This is a genomic window from Streptomyces bambusae (genome assembly GCF_020532645.1).
In the GTDB taxonomy this organism is placed as follows: Bacteria; Actinomycetota; Actinomycetes; order Streptomycetales; family Streptomycetaceae; genus Streptomyces; species Streptomyces bambusae.
In genome coordinates this window covers 71,713-87,256 of record NZ_JAJAUZ010000001.1, presented here as the reverse complement: position 1 = coordinate 87,256, position 15,544 = coordinate 71,713, and the positions used below count along the sequence as shown (strand labels likewise).

Genomic DNA, 15,544 nt, shown 5'->3' with positions numbered 1-15,544 from the left:
TGCTGTACGTGAGTGCCGCGGACTGCTCCACATGATCGCCGGGGGGTGCCCGGGGCCGGCGGCCGGGGCCGGGCGGAAACGCGGAAGCCCGGACCGGGTGGGGCACGTACCCTCTTCTGTTGTGCCGAACGCCAATGAAGACTCCCCCAGCGCCCTGAACCAGGTGCAGCAGCGCGCCGTGACCGAGCTGCTGCGGGTCGCCCCCGTTGCAGACGATCTTGCCCGTCGATTCCAGGGGGCGGGCTTCAGCCTGGCCCTCGTCGGCGGCTCGGTCCGGGACGCACTGCTGGGTCGGCTCGGCAACGACCTCGACTTCACGACGGACGCCCGTCCCGAAGACGTCCTCAAGCTGGTGCGCGGCTGGGCGGACTCGGTCTGGGACGTCGGCATCGCCTTCGGCACCGTCGGTGCCCAGAAGGACGGCTACCAGATCGAGGTGACCACCTACCGCTCCGAGGCGTACGACCGGACTTCCCGCAAGCCCGAGGTGTCGTACGGCGACTCCATCGAGGAGGACCTGGTCCGCCGCGACTTCACGGTCAACGCGATGGCCGTGGCCCTTCCGCAGAAGGAGTTCGTGGACCCGCACGGCGGCCTGGAGGATCTGGCCGCCCAGGTGCTGCGCACCCCTGGAACTCCTGAGGAGTCGTTCTCTGACGACCCGCTGCGCATGATGCGGGCCGCCCGCTTCGCCGCGCAGCTGGACTTCGAGGTGGCCCCCGAGGTCGTCGCCGCGATGACGGAGATGTCGGACCGGCTGGAGATCGTCTCGGCCGAGCGGGTGCGCGACGAGCTGAACAAGCTGCTGCTCTCCGCTCACCCCCGCAAGGGCCTGGCCCTGCTCGTGGAGACGGGTCTCGCGGACCACGTACTGCCCGAGCTGCCGGCGCTGCGGCTGGAGAGCGACGAGCACCACCGGCACAAGGACGTCTACGACCACTCGCTGATCGTCCTGGAGCAGGCGATCGACCTGGAGGAGGACGGCCCGGACCTGGTGCTGCGGCTCGCTGCGCTGCTCCATGACATCGGCAAGCCGCGGACCCGGCGCTTCGAGAGCGACGGGCGGGTCTCCTTCCACCACCACGAGGTGGTGGGCGCCAAGATGACCAAGAAGCGGATGACCGCGCTGAAGTACTCCAACGACATGGTCAAGGAGGTCTCGCGGCTGGTCGAGCTGCACCTGCGGTTCCACGGCTACGGGACCGGAGAGTGGACCGACTCGGCCGTCCGCCGGTACGTGCGCGACGCGGGCCCGCTGCTCGACCGGCTGCACAAGCTGACGAGGTCCGACTGCACCACCCGCAACAAGCGCAAGGCAGCCGCGCTGTCGCGGGCGTACGACGGGCTGGAGGACCGGATTTCCCAGCTCAAGGAGCAGGAGGAGCTGGACTCGATCCGGCCCGACCTCGACGGCAACGAGATCATGACCGTGCTGGGCGTCGGTCCCGGCCCGCTGATCGGCCAGGCGTACAAGTTCCTGCTGGAGCTGCGCCTGGAGAACGGCCCGATGGGCCGGGACGCGGCTGCCGAGGCCCTCAAGGAGTGGTGGGCGACTCAGAGCTGAAGCGGTGGGTGTTTCACGTGAAACACCGACGCCAGCCGGGGAGCGATGCTGCGGAACGGGGTCGATGTTTCACGTGAAACAACGACCCCGTTCTCGTTTCACGTGAAACACCGCCTGCGCACGCGCGCGCCGGGGTGTGGTGTTTCACGTGAAACGTCGTCGGCGCAGCAGTGCCAGCGCGACCGCGCCGTAGAGGGCGGCGACCGACAGGAGCAGCGTCACCGACTTGCCGTCGGGCGGCAGCATCAGCGCCGACACTGCCGCCGCGCCGACAAAGGCCACGTTGAAGAGCACGTCGTAGACCGAGAAGACCCGTCCGCGGTACGCGTCGTCCACCCGGAACTGGACCTCGGTGTCGGTGCAGATCTTGGCGCTCTGGGTGACCAGGCCCAGGACGAAGGCGGCGACCAGCATGGGCGCGACCGCGAAGGGCAGTCCCAGGGCCGGCACGAGGACGGCTGCGCCGGCCGCGGAGGCCGTGATCCATCCCAGGGTGCCGAGCCGGCCCACGACCCAGGGCGTGATCAGAGCTGCCATGAAGAACCCGCCGCCCGAGACCCCGACCGCCACGCCCAGCAGGGCCAGCCCCTCGGACTCCGTGTCGGTCCAGGCGTACCGGCAGAGCATCAGCAGCATCACGGTCAGCGCGCCGTAGCAGAAGCGCATCAGGGTCATGGCGGTCATCGCGCGGGCGGCATCCGGGCGGGAGGTCAGGTGCCGGAGCCCTTCCGCCATGCCCCGCGCGGTGAGAACGACCGCCTCGCCGAGTGCCGGGTGGCGGTGCTCGGGGGTGTGGTCGGGGCCGAGCAGTCCGATGGCGAGCCGTAGTGAAGCCAGGGCCGCGCAGAGGTAGAGGGCGGCTCCCAGCAGGACGACCAGGGCGTCGGTCTCGGAGGAGAGCACGCGGACGAGGAAGGCGAGGGCCCCGCCCGCGGTCGCGGCCAGGGTGCCGGCGGTGGGCGAGAGGGCGTTGGCGGTCACCAGCCGGTCGGAGTCGACCACGCGGGGCAGGGCCGCCGAGAGGCCGGCGAGCACGAACCGGTTGACGGCGGTGACCGAGAGGGCTGAGGCGTAGAAGAGCCAGTCGGGTACGGAAGCCAGCACCAGTCCCGCGGTGCCGCAGGCCAGGGCGGCCCGCAGCAGGTTGCCGTAGAGGAAGACCTGCCGCCGGCGCCAGCGGTCGAGGAGGACCCCGGCAAAGGGGCCGATCACCGAGTACGGGAGCAGGAGCACGGCCATGGCGGAGGCGATCGCCGCAGGCGAGGTCTGCTTCTCCGGGGAGAACACCACATACGTGGCCAGGGCCACCTGGTAGACACCGTCGGCGGCCTGGGAGAGCAGTCGTACGGCGAGCAGACGGCGGAAGTCCCGGAAGCGCAGGAGTACGCGCAGATCACGTACGACAGGCATGTGGGCAAGAGTCACATACGCAGAGGGTCTCCGGACACATTGTCCGGAGACCCTCTGAGAAGAGCCGGAGAACAGCCGGTCACCCGGTGTTCCGGCGGTCGGCGCGGATTTAGCGCTCGACCTCGCCCTTGATGAACTTCTCGACGTTGGCCAGGGCCTCGTCGTCGAAGTACTGCACCGGCGGGGACTTCATGAAGTACGAGGACGCGGAGAGGATCGGGCCACCGATGCCCCGGTCCTTCGCGATCTTCGCGGCGCGCAGGGCGTCGATGATGACACCGGCGGAGTTCGGGGAGTCCCAGACCTCGAGCTTGTACTCGAGGTTCAGCGGGACGTCACCGAAGGCGCGGCCCTCGAGGCGGACGTACGCCCACTTGCGGTCGTCGAGCCACGCGACGTAGTCGGACGGGCCGATGTGGACGTTCTTCTCGCCCAGCTCACGGTCTGGGATCTGCGAGGTGACGGCCTGCGTCTTCGAGATCTTCTTGGACTCCAGGCGCTCGCGCTCGAGCATGTTCTTGAAGTCCATGTTGCCGCCGACGTTGAGCTGCATGGTGCGCTCAAGACGGACACCGCGGTCCTCGAACAGCTTGGCCATCACGCGGTGCGTGATGGTGGCGCCGACCTGCGACTTGATGTCGTCGCCGACGATCGGGACACCGGCCTCGGTGAACTTGTCCGCCCACTCCTTGGTGCCGGCGATGAAGACCGGGAGGGCGTTGACGAAGGCGACCTTGGCGTCGATGGCGCACTGCGCGTAGAACTTCGCAGCGTCCTCGGAACCGACGGGCAGGTAGCAGACCAGAACGTCGACCTGCTTGTCCTTGAGGACCTGGACGACGTCGACCGGGGCCTCGGCGGACTCCTCGATGGTCTGGCGGTAGTACTTGCCCAGGCCGTCGAAGGTGTGGCCGCGCTGGACCGTGACGCCCGCGTTCGGGACGTCGCAGATCTTGATGGTGTTGTTCTCGCTGGCGCCGATGGCGTCCGAGAGGTCGAGGCCGACCTTCTTCGCGTCAACGTCGAAGGCGGCGACGAACTCGACGTCACCGACGTGGTAGTCGCCGAACTGGACGTGCATCAGGCCCGGGACCTTGGTGGCCGGGTCGGCGTCCTTGTAGTACTCGACGCCCTGCACCAGCGAGGCGGCGCAGTTGCCCACGCCGACGATGGCTACGCGAACCGAACCCATTCCGGTTGCTCCCTGTCAGTTTTCAGTGTTCCGGTTGAGTGCCTGCATCAGCAGGCGCTCACTTTGCAGTGTCGTCGGACGGGCCGGATCGTCGCCGATCCCGTCCCGCCCTCTCGCTCTCGATGAGCTCGTTCAGCCAGCGCACTTCGCGCTCCACGGACTCCATTCCGTGCCGCTGCAGCTCAAGCGTGTAGTCGTCGAGGCGCTCCCGGGTACGGGCCAGCGAGGCCCGCATCTTCTCCAGGCGTTCCTCGAGCCGGCTCCGACGGCCTTCGAGCACTCGCATCCGCACGTCGCGTTCGGTCTGGCCGAAGAAGGCGAAGCGGGCGGCGAAGGACTCGTCTTCCCAGGTATCGGGTCCGGTGTGGGACAGGAGCTCCTCGAAGTGCTCCTTACCTTCGGCCGTCAACCGATAGACGATCTTGGCGCGGCGCCCCGCGAGTGAAGCGGCGAGGGCGTCCTCCGGGGCATTGCCCGGTTCCTCGATCAACCAGCCGTTGGCCACCAGCGTCTTGAGGCAGGGGTAGAGGGTTCCGTAGCTGAACGCCCGGAACACCCCCAGCGAGGTGTTGAGCCGTTTCCGCAGCTCGTAACCGTGCATGGGGGATTCGCGGAGGAGTCCCAGGACGGCGAATTCGAGGATCCCCGAGCGTCTGCTCATTCGTCGCCCTCCTCCTCCACCCTGGTTCCTTATGCCGAGCTGATGTATCGACTCGATACATCCAGACGATAGAACGGGCTGGATCAAGCAGCAAGGGCGGGCATGGTGACCGGCGTCACATCACCAATTCGCAGGAGGCGAAGTGCCTGTTTTGGGGTGAACTTCGGTGCTGCGAGGGTTTTGACCGTGCGTAGTCTGTGCGGCAGACACCGGGGGGACCGGAACTCAACTGCCGCTTCAGGCGTCACTGCCTGCCCGAGGAGTAGTCGTTCGATGAGCGAGCACCGTCGCAAACCGCCGCAGTCGCAGGGTGGTGGACGCGCCGCAGGCCGCCGTGCTGCGCAGCAGCGTCCCGGTCGCAGAGACGCGGCCGGACGGGACGTCCCCACCGGGTCGCCCTCGGCACCGTACGGTCAGGCCCCCTACGGTCAGCAGGGCTACGGCCAGGCCCCCTACGGACAGACCGGCCACGATCAGGGCGGCTACAGCCCGGGCGCCGTGCAGGGCGGCCGTGCCGAGGCCCGGCGCGCGGCCCAGCGCGGTGCGGGCGGCCGCCGGCGCGGTGCGGAGCCCCAGGGGCGCGGCGGCGCGGCCGCCAAGGACCGCTTCATCAACTACCCGCGCGCCGACAAGGACGGCTGGCAGCGGTTCGTGCCCAGCTGGAAGCTGGTCGGCGGCACCGCGCTCGGGTTCACGGCCCTGCTCACGGCCGGCGCGGGCATCGCCCTGGCCGTGGTCGGCACGCCCAACGAGAAGGACGCTGCCAAGGCGCAGAACAACGTCTACTACTGGGCCGACAAAGAGCAGATGGCCGCGGTCGGCGGCGAGATGAACCGCCAGATCATCCCCATCGAGAAGATCCCGCTGTCCCTGCAGAACGCGGTGATCGCGGCGGAGAACGCCTCGTTCGACACCGACAAGGGCGTCGACCCGATGGGCATCGGCCGGGCCGTCTTCAACATGATGACGGGCGGTGAGACGCAGGGTGGTTCCACGATCACGCAGCAGTTCGTGAAGAACACCTACCTGGACTCCGACCAGACGATGAAGCGCAAGGTCGCCGAGCTCTTCATCTCGATAAAGGTCGGCGCGACCAAGAAGAAGCCCGAGATCATGCAGGGCTACCTCAACACCGCGTACTTCGGCCGCAACGCGTACGGCTGCCAGGCCGCCTCCCAGGCGTACTTCAAGAAGGACTGCCAGGAGATCGACCCCTCCGAGAGCGCCTTCCTCGCCCAGCTGCTGAAGGGCCCGAACCTCTACAACCCGGACGGCGGCATCGGCAAGGCCGCCACCCCCGAGGCGAACGAGGCGCGGGCCAAGCAGCGCTGGGCGTGGGTCCTCGACCGCGAGGTCGAGGTCGGCCGCATGACCCCGGAGGAACGGGCCAAGTACACGACCTTCCCCAAGCTCCAGCCCTCCGAGCAGGCCCTCGCACTGACCGGCCAGACGGGCTACCTGGTCGAGACGGCCAAGCAGTACGTCATGAAGAAGCTGGACCTCAAGCCCGAGGACCTCGACCGCGGCGGCTACCGGATCTACACCACCTTCCAGAAGCCGAAGGTGGACGCGCTGGCCAAGGCCGTCGACAAGACCCGCGACGAGTTCCTCGACGAGAAGTCCCGGCCGAAGACCGACAGGTTCGTGCAGTTCGGCGCGGCCTCGGTGGACCCGAAGAGCGGGGCCATCGTCGCCCTGTACGGCGGCGCCGGCTACGACAAGAAGCACTTCTCGAACAACGCCAACACCATCGGTGTCCCGGTCGGCTCGACGTGGAAGCCGTACGTCCTCGCCGCCGCGATGGAGTACGGCACGTCGAACTCCGACGGCGAGGGCATCTCCGTCGACAGCAAGTACAACGGCGACGACCTGACCGTCATCAAGAACCGCAACGGCGAGCCGCTGCGGTACGCGGACGGCCGGCCGTTCCGGCAGAAGAACGAGAGCCCCACGAAGTACGGCTACGTGACCCTCAACGAGGCGATGGAGAAGTCCATCAACACGCCGTTCGCGCAGCTCGTCTTCGACGTCGGCCACGACAAGGTGCGCAAGGTCGCCGAGGCCACCGGCATCCTCAAGGACTCGATGGACCCGAACGACAACGCGTCGTTCGCCCTGGGCACCTCCACCCCCAGCGCCATCCGCATGGCCGACTCCTACGCGACCTTCGCGGCGTCCGGCACGCACTACGAACCGTTCTCCGTCACGAAGGTCCTCAAGAACGGCGTCGAGCAGCCCGGCTTCGAGGCCCCGGCGGCCGAGAAGGCGATGGACAACTCCATCGCGGACAACGTCACCAAGGTGCTGCAGAACGTCGTCGAGAACGGCACCGGCACCAAGGTCAAGAAGCTCGGCCGGCCGGCCGCCGGCAAGACCGGTACCACCGACAAGAACAAGTCGGCCTGGTTCGTCGGCTACACCCCGCAGCTGTCGACCGCGGTGACGCTGTTCCGCACCGACCCGAACTCCAAGGACAAGGAGCTCATCTCCATGAACGGCACGGGTGACGTGCCGTCCATCCACGGTGGTGACATTCCGGCCGAGATCTGGGTGAACTACATGAAGGACGCCGTCAAGGGCGTCCCGGTGAAGGACTTCCCGGAGGCCGAGGAGATCGGCGTCGACGCCGACGCCCTGGGCGCCCCGACCCCGACGCCCACCGCGAAGGCCACCAAGACCGTCGAGCCGACGCCGTCGGCCACGACCAAGTCGCCGAAGCCCACGCCGACGCCGACCAAGGGCGGCAAGCCGACCTGCAAGCCCTGGCAGTGGGACTGCAACACCGACGGCGGCACCGACAGCGGCACGACCGCCGGCAACGACACCGGCGGCACGTCCGACGGAGGCGTGAGCGGCGGGACGACACCGACACCGACACCGACCGACACCCTGAAACCGGGCGGCCGCAACGGCGGTACGAACAGCGGACTGATCGGCGGCAGCGGAGACGGCTGATCCGGCCTGCCGGCACCCGCAGAGGGCCGTCGCACCACGGTGCGGCGGCCCTCGCCGCATTCCCGGATCCGTACGGCAGGATGAGCGCATGACGAAGGTGCACGAGGACCGCCCCGTACTGCCCACACAGCAGGACGAGGTCGCCGCAGCGGGCAGCGGGCTGCTCGGCGGGCCGTTCGGCCGGTACGCCAGGACCGGCGGCCGCCGGTTCACCCCGGTCCACGTGATCGTCCTGGTCGCCATCGGCATGTTCGCCCTCGGCATGGTCCAGAAGCTGCCCTGCTACGACTGGGCCTGGTTCCGCGGAGCGGCGTCCCAGTACACCCACGCCTGCTACTCGGACATCCCGCACCTGTACGCGGCCCGCGGCTTCTCCGACGGCCTCACCCCGTACGTGGACCGCATCGCCGGCGACATGGAGTACCTGGAGTACCCCGTGCTGACCGGCCTGTTCATGGAGTTCGCGTCCTGGTTCACGCCGAGCGCCGGCACCGTCCAGCACCGCGAGCAGATCTACTGGATGGTCAACGCGGGCATGCTGATGGCCTGCGCCGCCGTCATCGCCGTCTGCGTGGCCCGGACCCACCGCCGCCGGCCCTGGGACGCCCTGCTGGTCGCCCTGGCCCCGGCCGCCGCGCTCACGGCCACGATCAACTGGGACCTGCTCGCCGTCGCCCTGACCGCCGCCGCGCTGCTGATGTGGTCGCGTAGCCGGCCGCTCGCCTTCGGCCTGCTGATCGGCCTGGCCACCGCTGCGAAGCTGTACCCGGTGCTGATCCTCGGACCGCTGCTCGTGCTGTGCTGGCGGGCCGGACGCTGGCGGGAGTACGGCACCGCCGTCGCCGGTGCCGCCGGCACCTGGCTGCTGGTCAACGTGCCCGTGCTGCTGATCGCGCCGCAGGGCTGGAAGAAGTTCTACACGTTCAGCCAGGAGCGGCCGGTGGACTTCGGCTCGTTCTGGCTGGTCCTCTCCCAGCGCTCCGGGAACCCCCTGGACGACGTCAACACGTACGCCACCGTGCTCATGCTGCTGGTCTGCGCCGGCATCGGGCTGCTCGCCCTGACCGCCCCGCGGCGGCCCCGCCTCGCTCAGCTGGCCTTCCTCGTCGTGGCCGCGTTCATCCTCACCAACAAGGTGTACTCGCCGCAGTACGTGCTGTGGCTGGTGCCGCTGGCCGCACTCGCGCGCCCGCGCTGGCGTGACTTCCTGATCTGGCAGGCCGGCGAGGTCGCGTACTTCCTCGGGATCTGGATGTACCTCGCGTACACGACCAGCGGGGACAAGCACCAGGGGCTGCCCGTCGAGGGCTACCAGCTGGCCGTCGCCGCCCACCTGCTCGCCACGCTGTACCTGTGCGCGGTGGTCGTACGCGACGTCCTGAGGCCCGACCGGGATCCGGTGCGCCGCGACGGCTCCGACGACCCCTCCGGCGGGGTGCTGGACGGCGCACCCGACGTGTTCGTGCTCGGAGACGCCGCGAGGGCGCCGCAGGATGCGACGCCCTCACCGGGACAGCGGGTGGACTGGGGCCACTGAGCGGCCCGGGCCCTCAGAACCTAGCGGTCGACCGCGCGGTCGAACTGCGTGGTGGTGTGCCGCAGGTGCGCCACCAGCTCGTCGCCGACCTTCGGCTCCGTGGCGTCGGCCGGCACGAACAGGATCGAGACCTGCATGTGCGGCGGCTCGGCGAACCAGCGCTGCTTGCCCGCCCACACGAATGGCGAAAGGTTCCGGTTGACCGTCGCCAGGCCGGCCCGCGCCACGCCCTTGGCCCGCGGCATCACGCCGTGCAGCGCCTTGGGCGCCTCCAGGCCCACGCCGTGGGAGGTTCCGCCGGCGACCACGACCAGCCAGCCGTCCGAGGCGGCCTTCTGCTGGCGGTAGCCGAAACGGTCTCCCTTGGCGACCCGCGTCACGTCCAGCACCGCGCCGCGGTACTCGGTCGCCTCGTGGTCGCCCAGCCACAGCCGGGTGCCGATCCGGGCCCGGAAGCGGGTCTGCGGGAACTGCTGCTGCAGCCGCACCAGGTCCTCGGCCCGCAGGTGGCTGACGAACATGGTGTGCAGCGGCAGCCGGGCCGCGCGCAGCCGGTCCATCCACTCGATGACCTCTTCGACGGGGTCGGTCCCGTCCGGGCGGTCCAGCGGCAGGTGCAGGGCGAAGCCCTCCAGGCGGACGTCCTCGATGGCCGACGCCAGCATCCCGAGGTCCTGCTCGGAGACGCCGTGCCGCTTCATCGAGCTCATGCACTCGATCACGACCCGGACGCCGACCAGCGCGCGGACCCCGTCGACGGACGACACGGAACGGATCACCCGGTCCGGCAGCGGCACCGGCTCCTCACCCCGCCGGAACGGGGTGAGGACCAGCAGGTCGCCGCTGAACATGTCCTTGATCCGGGCCGCCTCGTACGTGGTGCCCACGGCCAGGACGTCGGCCCCGAGCCGGGTCGCCTCCTCGGCGAGCCGCTCGTGACCAAAGCCGTAGCCGTTGCCCTTGCAGACCGGGATCATCCCGGGGAACTGGTCCAGGACGTGCTTCTGGTGCGCACGCCAGCGCGCGGTGTCGACGTAGAGCGTGAGCGCCATGACGCGGACGGAGCCTCTCTCGTATGGGGTGGTGGGCGGTGGGGCGTCGGCCGTCAGCGGCGCGACATGTAGATGTCGAGCGCCTTGTGCAGCAGCTTGTTCAGCGGGAAGTCCCACTCGCCGACGTACTCGACGGCCTCGCCGCCGGTGCCGACCTTGAACTGGATCAGGCCGAACAGGTGATCGTTTTCGTCCAGCGTGTCACTGATGCCGCGCAGGTCGTAGACGCTGGCGCCGAGCGCGTACGAGTCGCGGAGCATCCGCCACTGCATCGCGTTCGACGGGCGGACCTCGCGCTTGTGGTTCGCGGACGCGCCGTACGAGTACCAGACGTGCTGGCCGACCGTCAGCATCGTGGCGGCCGCGAGCGGCTCGCCCTCGTGCGTGGCGATGTACAGGCGCATGCGGTTCGGGTCCTCGGAGTTGAGGGCCGTCCACTGGCGCTGGAAGTAGCTGAGCGGGCGCGGGCGGAACTTGTCGCGCTCTGCGGTGATTTCGTACAGGTGCTGCCAGGTGGGCAGGTCCTCGTAGCCGCCCTGGACGACCTCGACGCCGGCCTTCTCGGCCTTCTTGATGTTGCGGCGCCACAGCTGGTTGAAGCCCTTGAGGACGTCGTCCAGGGAGCGGTTGGCCAGCGGGACCTGGAACACGTAGCGCGGCTGGACGTCCCCGAATCCGGCGCCGCCGTCCTCGCCCTGCTGCCAGCCCATCCGGCGCAGCTTGTCCGACACTTCGAAGGCGCGCGGCTCGATGTGCGATGCCTCGACGTCCCGCAGGCGCTTGACCTCGGGGTCCTGGATGCCGGCCTTGATGGCGGCGGCGTTCCAGCGGCGGATGACCACCGGCGGACCCATCTTCACGGTGAACGCGCCCTGGGCCTTCAGGTGGGCCAGCATCGGCTGGAGCCACTCGTCGAGATTGGGGGCGTACCAGTTGATGACCGGACCCTCGGGCAGGTACGCGAGGTACCGCTTGACCTTGGGCAGCTGCCGGTACAACACCAGGGCGACGCCGACGAGTTCACCGGACTTGTCGAACCAGCCGAGGTTCTCGGAACGCCACTCGTTCTTCACGTCGGCCCATGCCGGGACCTGACAGTGGCTCGCCGAGGACAGGCTCTGGATGTAGGCCAGATGCTGCTCTCGGCTGATGGTCCTCAGGGACAGGCTCATGCGGGGTGTCTCCTCCGGCGGCTTCGCTGGGTATGGCGCGAAGCCTACTGCGACAAGGGCGGCACCCATCTGGGGGACGTGCTGCGGAAACTCCGCAGCACGTCCCCCACCGTCTCGGGCGGGGCCCCGGTCAGCCCAGCACGCCGCCGAAGAGCCCGCCGTGCGACATCGCGATGAAGAACCCGATGGCCGAGGCGCCGAGCCCGATGATCAGTGCGAAGCGCTCGCGTGTCGTCTCCGAGATGAACTGGCCGTAGGCCCCCGTGAGGATGCCGATCAGGCCGGTCCACGAGCTGAGCAGATGCAGATTGTGGAAGAACGCCGTGACGAACGCCACGGCTCCCAGCACCAGGGTCACCGCGAGCAGGGTGTCCTGGAGCGGATGGGGCTTGCCGTCGGTGGAGAACAGGGAGATGGACTGCTGCGGACGCATTGCCTGTGCCATGAGGGGCACCTCCAGGCGAGGAGACGACGTGCCGCGGTGCTGCGCCGGCCGCTCCGGCGGCCCTAGCACCGCACACACCCGATGTGTACTGATTGTGGCCCCCGGCTGCCGGATTTCAACCGGAAGGAGGGGAGCAGGTACTCTGTACGGTCTGCGCGGTGTCTGCTCTCAGACGCCGTGCGGCACGCATCACGACCCTCCTGCCACGGAACGACCGTGGCCGCTGAGTCCAAAGGAGGTGGGTTCCACATGCGTCACTACGAGGTGATGGTCATCCTCGACCCCGATCTTGAGGAGCGCGCTGTCTCTCCCCTGATCGAGAACTTCCTTTCCGTCGTCCGTGAGGGCAACGGAAAGGTCGAGAAGGTCGACACCTGGGGCCGTCGTCGTCTCGCTTACGAGATCAAGAAGAAGCCCGAGGGCATCTACTCGGTCATCGACCTGCAGGCCGAGCCTGCGGTCGTCAAGGAGCTCGACCGCCAGATGAACCTGAACGAGTCGGTCCTCCGGACCAAGGTCCTCCGCCCCGAGACCCACTGAGCTTCCGCTCAGAAGTCATCGGGTTCGAGTAGCCAAGCACCAGCAGCCAGCAATCCCCGCCGAGAGGTTCATCCATGGCAGGCGAGACCGTCATCACGGTCGTCGGCAATCTCGTCGACGACCCCGAGCTGCGCTTCACCCCGTCCGGGGCGGCCGTCGCGAAGTTCCGCGTCGCGTCCACCCCGCGCACGTTCGACCGCCAGACCAATGAGTGGAAGGACGGCGAGAGCCTGTTCCTGACCTGCTCGGTGTGGCGCCAGGCGGCGGAGAACGTCGCCGAGTCGCTCCAGCGTGGTATGCGCGTCGTCGTACAGGGCCGGCTCCGCCAGCGCTCGTACGAGGACCGGGACGGAGTCAAGCGCACGGTCTTCGAGCTGGACGTCGAGGAAGTCGGCCCCAGCCTGCGCAACGCCACGGCCAAGGTCACCAAGACCGCCGGCCGCGGTGGCCAGGGTGGTTACGGCGGCGGTGGCGGCGGCCAGCAGGGTGGCGGCGGCTGGGGCGGAGCCCCCAGCGGCGGTGGCCAGCAGGGCGGCGGAGCTCCCTCCGACGACCCCTGGGCCTCCAGCGCGCCGGCCGGTGGCCAGCAGGGCGGCGGGGGCGGCTGGGGTGGAAACTCCGGCGGTTCCGGCGGTTCCGGCGGCGGCTACTCGGACGAGCCGCCCTTCTAGGGCAGCCCGTTCCCCACTTCTTGATCACACAGGAGAAACACAATGGCGAAGCCGCCTGTGCGCAAGCCTAAGAAGAAGGTCTGCGCGTTCTGCAAGGACAAGACCGCGTACGTGGACTACAAGGACACGAACATGCTGCGGAAGTTCATTTCCGACCGCGGCAAGATCCGTGCCCGTCGCGTGACCGGCAACTGCACGCAGCACCAGCGTGACGTCGCCACGGCCGTCAAGAACAGCCGTGAGATGGCGCTGCTGCCCTACACGTCCACCGCGCGATAAGGGAAGGGTGACCGAACAATGAAGATCATCCTGACCCACGAGGTCTCTGGCCTCGGCACCGCCGGCGACGTCGTTGACGTCAAGGACGGCTACGCTCGCAACTACCTGGTCCCGCGCGGTTTCGCGATCCGCTGGACCAAGGGTGGCGAGAAGGACGTGGCGCAGATCCGCCGCGCCCGCAAGATCCACGAGATCGCGACCATCGAGCAGGCCAACGAGATCAAGGCCACGCTCGAGGGCCTGAAGGTCCGCCTGGCCACCCGCTCGGGTGACGCCGGCCGCCTCTTCGGCTCCGTGACCCCGGGCGACATCGCCACGGCGATTGAGACCTCCGGTGGCCCGAAGGTCGACAAGCGCCGCGTGGAGCTGGGCTCCCCGATCAAGACCCTCGGTTCGCACCAGGTCTCCGTGCGCCTGCACGCTGAGGTCGTGGCGCAGCTGGGCGTCGAGGTCGTCGCTGCCTAAGGCTGTACGTGAAGGGCCGCACCCCTCCGGGGGTGCGGCCCTTTCGCATGTCCGGGGCGCTTGCTGCTCGGCGTTTCACGTGAAACATGCTCTGTGCTTCACATGCTCCGTGTTTCACGTGAAACGAGGCTGTTTCACGTGAAACAGCGTGCTCAGCGGGTGGCGCCGGTGACCAGCCAGCGGCCCGAGTGGGCGCGCAGCTGCAGGGTGGCCATTCGGACCAGCATCATCAGGGTCATGGCCCACCACAGGGCGGTGAGGCCGCCGCCGACCACCGGGATCAGCAGGGCGACCGGGGCGAAGACCGCCAGGGTGATGAGCATGGCCCAGGCCAGGTACGGTCCGTCGCCCGCGCCCATCAGCACCCCGTCGAGGACGAAGACGATGCCGGAGACAGGCTGGGACACCGCTACGACGAGGAGGGCCGGCAGCAGGGCGTCGTGGACCGCAGGGTCGCTCGTGAAGAGCGGGATGAACAGCGGCCGGGCGAGGATGACGAGGACGCCCAGTGCGGCGCCCGAGACGATGCCCCACTGGACCATGCGGCGGCACACCGCACGGGCTCCCTCGGTGTCGCCGGCGCCCAGGTAGCGGCCGATGATCGCCTGGCCGGCGATGGCGATGGCGTCCAGCGCGAAAGCGAGCAGGCTCCAGAGGGAGAGCAGGATCTGGTGGGCGGCGATGTCGGCGTCGCCGAGCCGAGCCGCGACTGCCGTGGCGATCATCAGGACGGCCCGCAGGGAGAGCGTGCGGATGAGCAGTGGCGCGCCGGCCTGGGCGCAGGCCCGGATGCCGGCGGCGTCCGGGCGCAGGGAGGCGCCCTGCCGACGGGCCCCGCGGACGACGACCGCGAGGTAGACGGCGGCCATGGCCCACTGGGCGAGGACCGTGCCCCAGGCGGATCCGGCGATGCCCAGGCCGACGCCGTAGACCAGGCCGACGTTGAGGCCGGCGTTGGCGGTGAAGCCGCCGAGGGCCACGTAGAGCGGGGTACGGGTGTCCTGGAGGCCGCGGAGGACTCCGGTGGCTGCCAGCACCACCAGCATGGCGGGGATGCCCAGGGAGGCGATCCTGAGGTACTCGACGGCGTGCGGAGCCGCGCTGTCGGAGGCGCCGAACAGGGAGACGAGCGCAGGGGCGGTCGGCAGGGTCGCGGCGACCACGGCGGCGCCGAGCAGGAGGGCGAGCCAGATGCCGTCCATGCCCTGCCGGATGGCGGCCCGGAGGTCGCCTGCTCCGACCCGCCGGGAGACCGCGGCAGTGGTCGCGTAGGCGAGGAAGACGAAGACGCTGACGGCAGTGGTGAGGAGGGCGGCGGCGATGCCGAGGCCGGCCAGCTGAGCGGTTCCGAGGTGGCCGACGACAGCGCTGTCGACCATGACGAAGAGTGGCTCGGCGACGAGTGCGCCGAAGGCGGGGACGGCGAGGGCGAAGATCTCGCGGTCGTGCTTCCGGGCGGTGGTCAGCGGTCTCGCGGTGGCCTGTGTCATGGGTGCAGTCTCATCTTCCACAGGTAATGGTCGCAATCATATTGCGTCTATTACTTTAGCGGTCCTCGGCAGCTCGTTCGGGCGCCGTTCGCGACGATCTTGAGAGATCCG

Annotated in this window: 14 protein-coding genes; 7 read left to right on the top strand and 7 right to left on the bottom strand. The window is 69.0% G+C overall.

Annotated features, from left to right (window positions below; genetic code table 11):
• The first annotated feature begins 121 nt into the window (after positions 1–121).
• The gene (locus LG634_RS00395; RefSeq protein WP_226731500.1) at positions 122–1,564 is read left to right on the top strand and encodes a CCA tRNA nucleotidyltransferase; all 1,443 of its coding nucleotides are present in this window, start codon (positions 122–124) and stop codon (positions 1,562–1,564) included.
• Positions 1,565–1,708: 144 nt separating this feature from the next.
• Here the strand turns inward: LG634_RS00395 and LG634_RS00390 are convergent, their stop codons facing one another.
• From LG634_RS00390 to LG634_RS00380, 3 genes are all read right to left on the bottom strand, one after another.
• Entirely contained in the window at positions 1,709–2,974 is a 1,266-nt protein-coding gene (locus LG634_RS00390; protein WP_226731499.1) for an MFS transporter, read from the bottom strand.
• Positions 2,975–3,083: 109 nt separating this feature from the next.
• A complete protein-coding gene (locus tag LG634_RS00385) occupies positions 3,084–4,166 on the bottom strand; it encodes an inositol-3-phosphate synthase (protein WP_226731498.1) in 1,083 nt (360 codons plus the stop codon).
• A 58-nt stretch (positions 4,167–4,224) separates the two neighbouring features.
• Positions 4,225–4,827, bottom strand: coding sequence for a PadR family transcriptional regulator (locus LG634_RS00380; protein ID WP_226731497.1), 603 nt, complete (start codon positions 4,825–4,827; stop codon positions 4,225–4,227).
• A gap of 273 nt (positions 4,828–5,100) precedes the next feature.
• Between LG634_RS00380 and LG634_RS00375 the strand changes: the two genes are divergently transcribed.
• Both LG634_RS00375 and LG634_RS00370 read left to right on the top strand, forming a co-directional pair.
• Positions 5,101–7,782: a transglycosylase domain-containing protein gene (locus tag LG634_RS00375; RefSeq protein ID WP_226731496.1), complete on the top strand. Its 2,682-nt coding sequence runs from the start codon at positions 5,101–5,103 to the stop codon at positions 7,780–7,782.
• A gap of 88 nt (positions 7,783–7,870) precedes the next feature.
• The gene (locus tag LG634_RS00370; RefSeq protein WP_226731495.1) at positions 7,871–9,319 is read left to right on the top strand and encodes a glycosyltransferase family 87 protein; all 1,449 of its coding nucleotides are present in this window, start codon (positions 7,871–7,873) and stop codon (positions 9,317–9,319) included.
• A gap of 20 nt (positions 9,320–9,339) precedes the next feature.
• Here the strand turns inward: LG634_RS00370 and LG634_RS00365 are convergent, their stop codons facing one another.
• The 3 genes from LG634_RS00365 to LG634_RS00355 form a co-directional block, all read right to left on the bottom strand.
• Complete coding sequence (locus LG634_RS00365) at positions 9,340–10,371, bottom strand: alanine racemase (protein WP_226731494.1); 1,032 nt, start codon at positions 10,369–10,371, stop codon at positions 9,340–9,342.
• A gap of 53 nt (positions 10,372–10,424) precedes the next feature.
• Complete coding sequence (locus LG634_RS00360; RefSeq protein WP_226731493.1) at positions 10,425–11,543, bottom strand: lipid II:glycine glycyltransferase FemX; 1,119 nt, start codon at positions 11,541–11,543, stop codon at positions 10,425–10,427.
• 130 nt (positions 11,544–11,673) lie between these two features.
• Positions 11,674–11,988, bottom strand: a complete 315-nt coding sequence (locus LG634_RS00355; RefSeq protein ID WP_226731492.1) for a hypothetical protein — start codon at positions 11,986–11,988, stop codon at positions 11,674–11,676.
• A gap of 249 nt (positions 11,989–12,237) precedes the next feature.
• Between LG634_RS00355 and rpsF the strand changes: the two genes are divergently transcribed.
• From rpsF to rplI, 4 genes are all read left to right on the top strand, one after another.
• Positions 12,238–12,528: a 30S ribosomal protein S6 gene (gene rpsF / locus LG634_RS00350; protein WP_004950685.1), complete on the top strand. Its 291-nt coding sequence runs from the start codon at positions 12,238–12,240 to the stop codon at positions 12,526–12,528.
• Between the two features lie 74 nt (positions 12,529–12,602).
• Entirely contained in the window at positions 12,603–13,199 is a 597-nt protein-coding gene (locus LG634_RS00345) for a single-stranded DNA-binding protein (RefSeq protein ID WP_226731491.1), read from the top strand.
• A 42-nt stretch (positions 13,200–13,241) separates the two neighbouring features.
• Positions 13,242–13,478: a 30S ribosomal protein S18 gene (gene rpsR, locus LG634_RS00340; protein ID WP_005315025.1), complete on the top strand. Its 237-nt coding sequence runs from the start codon at positions 13,242–13,244 to the stop codon at positions 13,476–13,478.
• Between the two features lie 18 nt (positions 13,479–13,496).
• Complete coding sequence (gene rplI, locus LG634_RS00335) at positions 13,497–13,943, top strand: 50S ribosomal protein L9 (RefSeq protein WP_226731490.1); 447 nt, start codon at positions 13,497–13,499, stop codon at positions 13,941–13,943.
• Between the two features lie 152 nt (positions 13,944–14,095).
• On the opposite strand, the gene LG634_RS00330 is transcribed toward rplI, so the two are convergent.
• Positions 14,096–15,433 (bottom strand): MATE family efflux transporter, encoded by a 1,338-nt coding sequence (locus LG634_RS00330; protein ID WP_226731489.1) that lies wholly within the window; start codon positions 15,431–15,433, stop codon positions 14,096–14,098.
• Positions 15,434–15,544: the final 111 nt, after the last annotated feature.

Bases quoted from the DNA above. Each gene is read 5' to 3' on its own strand.
- LG634_RS00390 (WP_226731499.1), bottom strand. From the start codon at position 2,974: ATGCCTGTCGTACGTGATCTGCGCGTACTCCTGCGCTTCCGGGACTTC.
- LG634_RS00385 (WP_226731498.1), bottom strand. From the start codon at position 4,166: ATGGGTTCGGTTCGCGTAGCCATCGTCGGCGTGGGCAACTGCGCCGCC.
- LG634_RS00380 (WP_226731497.1), bottom strand. From the start codon at position 4,827: ATGAGCAGACGCTCGGGGATCCTCGAATTCGCCGTCCTGGGACTCCTC.
- LG634_RS00375 (WP_226731496.1), top strand. From the start codon at position 5,101: ATGAGCGAGCACCGTCGCAAACCGCCGCAGTCGCAGGGTGGTGGACGC.
- LG634_RS00370 (WP_226731495.1), top strand. From the start codon at position 7,871: ATGACGAAGGTGCACGAGGACCGCCCCGTACTGCCCACACAGCAGGAC.
- LG634_RS00365 (WP_226731494.1), bottom strand. From the start codon at position 10,371: ATGGCGCTCACGCTCTACGTCGACACCGCGCGCTGGCGTGCGCACCAG.
- LG634_RS00360 (WP_226731493.1), bottom strand. From the start codon at position 11,543: ATGAGCCTGTCCCTGAGGACCATCAGCCGAGAGCAGCATCTGGCCTAC.
- LG634_RS00355 (WP_226731492.1), bottom strand. From the start codon at position 11,988: ATGGCACAGGCAATGCGTCCGCAGCAGTCCATCTCCCTGTTCTCCACC.
- rpsF (WP_004950685.1), top strand. From the start codon at position 12,238: ATGCGTCACTACGAGGTGATGGTCATCCTCGACCCCGATCTTGAGGAG.
- LG634_RS00345 (WP_226731491.1), top strand. From the start codon at position 12,603: ATGGCAGGCGAGACCGTCATCACGGTCGTCGGCAATCTCGTCGACGAC.
- rpsR (WP_005315025.1), top strand. From the start codon at position 13,242: ATGGCGAAGCCGCCTGTGCGCAAGCCTAAGAAGAAGGTCTGCGCGTTC.
- rplI (WP_226731490.1), top strand. From the start codon at position 13,497: ATGAAGATCATCCTGACCCACGAGGTCTCTGGCCTCGGCACCGCCGGC.
- LG634_RS00330 (WP_226731489.1), bottom strand. From the start codon at position 15,433: ATGACACAGGCCACCGCGAGACCGCTGACCACCGCCCGGAAGCACGAC.